Annotated in this window: 5 protein-coding genes; 3 read left to right on the plus strand and 2 right to left on the minus strand. The window is 72.4% G+C overall.

Going from position 1 to position 3,720, the window contains the following annotated elements:
- Nucleotides 1-677, plus strand: a 677-nt coding sequence (locus GT354_RS20615; RefSeq protein WP_202512098.1) for a TerD family protein, incomplete at its 5' end; no start/stop codon positions are given.
- A gap of 42 nt (nucleotides 678-719) precedes the next feature.
- Here the strand turns inward: GT354_RS20615 and GT354_RS20620 are convergent.
- Both GT354_RS20620 and GT354_RS20625 read right to left on the minus strand, forming a co-directional pair.
- On the minus strand, nucleotides 720-1,472 hold the full coding sequence (locus GT354_RS20620; RefSeq protein WP_161357820.1) for a hypothetical protein: 753 nt from the start codon (nucleotides 1,470-1,472) through the stop codon (nucleotides 720-722).
- Nucleotides 1,473-1,666: 194 nt separating this feature from the next.
- Complete coding sequence (locus GT354_RS20625; RefSeq protein WP_161357821.1) at nucleotides 1,667-2,248, minus strand: TetR/AcrR family transcriptional regulator; 582 nt, start codon at nucleotides 2,246-2,248, stop codon at nucleotides 1,667-1,669.
- A 135-nt stretch (nucleotides 2,249-2,383) separates the two neighbouring features.
- Here GT354_RS20625 and GT354_RS20630 point away from each other — a divergent pair, with 135 nt between their 5' ends.
- Both GT354_RS20630 and GT354_RS20635 read left to right on the plus strand, forming a co-directional pair.
- Nucleotides 2,384-2,695 (plus strand): 4a-hydroxytetrahydrobiopterin dehydratase, encoded by a 312-nt coding sequence (locus tag GT354_RS20630; protein WP_161357822.1) that lies wholly within the window; start codon nucleotides 2,384-2,386, stop codon nucleotides 2,693-2,695.
- A 186-nt stretch (nucleotides 2,696-2,881) separates the two neighbouring features.
- The gene (locus GT354_RS20635; protein WP_161357823.1) at nucleotides 2,882-3,451 is read left to right on the plus strand and encodes a DUF3592 domain-containing protein; all 570 of its coding nucleotides are present in this window, start codon (nucleotides 2,882-2,884) and stop codon (nucleotides 3,449-3,451) included.
- Nucleotides 3,452-3,720 lie beyond the last annotated feature (269 nt).

The raw sequence follows: 3,720 nt of genomic DNA on the forward strand, positions 1-3,720 counted from the left end.
AGCCCGCGCCGGCCGCCCACGGGCAGGCCTCCGAGCCGCCGGCGCGCGTGCGGCAGCCGGAACCCGCGCCGCAGGACACGAGCGGTGGCAGTGGTGGCTCGGTCAACCTCGACAAGGGGCGAGTCAGCCTGCGCAAGGACCAGTCGGTGTCCCTCGTCAAGACCGGCGCCCCGCCGCTGAGCCGGATCCGGATGGGGCTGGGCTGGGATCCCGCCAAGCGCGGCGGCAGCATCGACCTCGACGCCTCGTGCATCGCGTTCGACGCGCAGGGCAAGAAGGTCGCGACCGTCTGGTTCATGAAGTTGTCCGGGCTGAGCGGCGCGATCGAGCACTCGGGCGACAACCTCACCGGCGAGGGCGACGGAGACGACGAGTCGATCGTGGTCCGGCTCGACGCGCTCCCGGCGAACGTCACGGGTCTGGTGTTCACCGTCAACTCCTTCCTCGGCCAGAAGTTCACCGAGGTCTCCCGCGCGTTCTGCCGCCTGGTCGACGACACGACCGGCGCCGAGTTGGTCCACTTCGAACTGTCGAACACCGAGCCGCGCACGGCGGTTCTGATGTGCAAGCTGGTCCGCGAGGGCCCCGCCTGGACGATGACGGCCCTGGGCCGCTTCGCCGACGGCCGCACGGTTCGCAAACTCGTCGACCCGGCCCGGGAGTCGCTCCACGCGTAGGTGGGTCCCGCCGACTCGGCGCCGCCGAGGGTGGGCCGCCGGTCAGGGGCAGTGCTCGCTGTACTTCACCACGCCCAACTCCACGGTGTCGGGAACCGGCTGCCCCGCGGCCGGTTTCTGGGTGCACACCATCCAGTGCGTCTCCACCAGCACGGGCCGATCTCCGTCCAGGTCACGTGCCTTGACGTGCGCGTCGCCGCGCAGCGCCGCCCGCACGATGTTGACGCTGCGGCCGGTGAGGTCGGGCAGCCGGCCGTCGACGATCCGGGGCTCCTCGGTGGGCACGCTCGCCGCCGGACACTTCTCGTCGTGCCGGACCACGCCCAGTGCGACCGGCACTTCCTTGGCACTGGGCCCCGGACCCGGCTCCTGGTCGCACACCTTCCAATTGCTGTACAGGAACTGCCGACGCCCGCGGCCACTCGCGTCGTGCGTCGTGACGAACCGATAGCCGGCCGCCCGGGCGCCGTCCCACGCCTTTTGCAGATCGACCCCGCGCAGGTCGGGCACCACGTTCTTGACCACGGACGGCCGCTTGGCCGGCTGCTTCGTCGACCCCGGCGACCCGTGTGCCCCCGCCCCTGTCGCCGCCGTTGCCCGCGTCACACGCGGCGACGCGGTCGCCCCCGCCTCCGCCGGCGCCCGCGTCTGCGTCAGCGCCCGCGAACCGACGTCGTGCGCCGCCGACTCCGTGTCGTCACGCCACGGATGGTCGACGAGCCCCACGATCACGAGCACCGCCACGACCGCACAGATCGCCCCGACCCGCTGCCGCGGGTTGCGCCACCACTTCATGCCTTCAACCATGCTCCCGAGGACCGCGAAACCGGAACGATTCGCCCCCCGACCACCTGTTCGTGTGGTCTGCGCCCACTCCGGGAAACGCACGTCGAACCAGGCAGTCCCGCACGCACCGCACGCCCACCGGCGAAACGCCCGCGCACCGCGCACTATTCACCGCGCACTACTCACCGCGCTCTACTCACCGCTCACCGCTCACCGCGCGCCTCCCGCACCGCGAACTCCGTCGCCTGCCGCACCATTTCCGCCCGATCCGGCCCCGGCGCCCCCGTCACGATTCGCGTCGCCAACCCGTCGAGCAGCGAGTGCAACCTCAGCACGTATCCGTCCGGGTCCGGATACGGCGCGATCAACGCCCGCAGGTCCTCGACCCACGGCCCCTCGATCTCCGCGCTCGCGGCCAGTACCTCCGGGTCCCCCAACGACCGCGTCCACACCTCCAGCCACAGCGTCCACCGCGAGTCCGCGCGCCGGTCCGGCAGGTACAGGTCGATGTAGCCGGCGAGCCGCTCGGCGACCGGGGCGTCCGACGCGTCGAGCAGGGCCCGGCGCCGTTCGCCGAGGCGTTGTTCGCTCCAGCGCAGTGTCTCGACGAGCAACTGTTCCTTGGACCGGAAGTAGTACGCCACGTGCCCGCCGCTGATCCCCACCCGTTTGCCCAGGCCCGCCATCGTGAGCTGCGCGAGGCCGTGCTCGGCTATCGCGTCCATCGCGGCCTGGAGTACCACTTCCCTCGGCTGTTCCAGCCGCTTGCGCCGTGTCCCCGCCATGCTCAACACCCCAGCCTCGTTCGACGGCGGACCTCGCCTCGTTCCATGTTAGAACGTCGTTCAATACCGCGCCCGGCCTCCCGGCGGGGACATACTTGCCGCGACAACGCCCGACCCGACGAAAGGGAACCTGCCATGGCCACCCAGCCGCTCACCCCCGCCGAACTGGACCGGGCGCTCGCTACGCTCTCGGACTGGCGCGTCGCCGACGGCGCCCTGACCGCAACCTACGAGACGGCCCGCCCCGCCGTCGGCGGGTTCTACGCGGCGGTCGCCGAAGCCGAGGACGCCGCCGATCACCACGCGCGCGTCACCATCCTCTACGGAACGCTCTCCTTCGCTCTGAACACCCACGACGCGGGCGGCGCGATCACCGCGAAGGACGTCGAAACCGCACACCGCATCACCGAACTGGCCTCCGAACACGGAGCCACCGCCCGGCACTGACCACCCTGATCCCGCCGGGCCACCGGATGCGGCCCGTGCGCTCCCGCCGCCTCGGCGACCGCGCACATCCACACCCCGAAACACCGATAGCCCCCTGCACACCACCCCCCGCCCGAACCCGCCCCGCACACCCCTCGACCCGACGAAGCCGACGAAGCCGACGAAGCCGACGGCTACCCTCGTGCCATGACGCCCAAGGCCGTCGTACCCCGCAGGAACCGCCCAGGCCCCGCCGTGTGGACGCTGATCCTGCTCGGAGCGACGGTCGGCGTCCTGACGCTGCGCCACACCTCCGCCTCGGGCTCGATCCGGTATCTCGTCGCCGCCGCCCCGCTCGCCCTCGCCACCGTCGCGGCCGCACTGGCCGTGCTCGGCGATCGGGCCCACCGACGCCGCGCCGAAGCCGACACCGCCCGACTGCGCGCCGACGGGGTGACCACCCGGGGCCGCATCGTCGCCGTACAGGCAGCCGACCCCCGCGTCCGCTCGGGTCGCCAAACGCTGCGGCTGACCATCGCGTACCGCACCGCCGGCGGCGAGCGCGTCACCACGCCGTACAGCGGACGCTTCCCGCCGGACGCCCTCCCCCAGCCCGGCCTGCCCGCGACGGTCCGCTACCTGCCGGCCGACCTCTCGGTGGTCGCGGTGACCCTGCCCGAGACCACGATCCTCGACCTGGACGGTTACCTCCCGGCCGTTCCCGGTGGGGAATCCGCGGGCGACGTCGAGAGCGGCACCGACCCTGCGCAACCCTGACGCCCCGCGAACCCCTCGCCGGGCGGCCACCCTTCATCGCGCGCTTCCCGACCGTTCACCGAAACGACCGCAAGGCCCCATAGCCTCCGGGCATGACGACCGACGCAACCGCGTCCCGCCGGTTCCCGACCACGCCCCTCGCCTGGCTCCTACCCCTTGCCGGCGCGGTCGCGGCGGGTTGGCTGATCGGCACCTTCGAGGTCCGCGCCGCGACCCACAACGGATGCGACGACTTCGGCCGACGCGCGTGCGGCGGCGGCGACTTCGCG

Origin of the sequence: Streptomyces sp. SID3343, assembly GCF_009865215.1 — a bacterium.
In the GTDB taxonomy this organism is placed as follows: domain Bacteria; phylum Actinomycetota; class Actinomycetes; order Streptomycetales; family Streptomycetaceae; genus Embleya.

Excerpts from the sequence above, each read along its gene's own strand:
- GT354_RS20620 (WP_161357820.1), bottom strand. The coding sequence starts at position 1,472 with ATGAAGTGGTGGCGCAACCCGCGGCAGCGGGTCGGGGCGATCTGTGCG.
- GT354_RS20625 (WP_161357821.1), bottom strand. The coding sequence starts at position 2,248 with ATGGCGGGGACACGGCGCAAGCGGCTGGAACAGCCGAGGGAAGTGGTA.
- GT354_RS20635 (WP_161357823.1), top strand. The coding sequence starts at position 2,882 with ATGACGCCCAAGGCCGTCGTACCCCGCAGGAACCGCCCAGGCCCCGCC.
- GT354_RS20630 (WP_161357822.1), top strand. The coding sequence starts at position 2,384 with ATGGCCACCCAGCCGCTCACCCCCGCCGAACTGGACCGGGCGCTCGCT.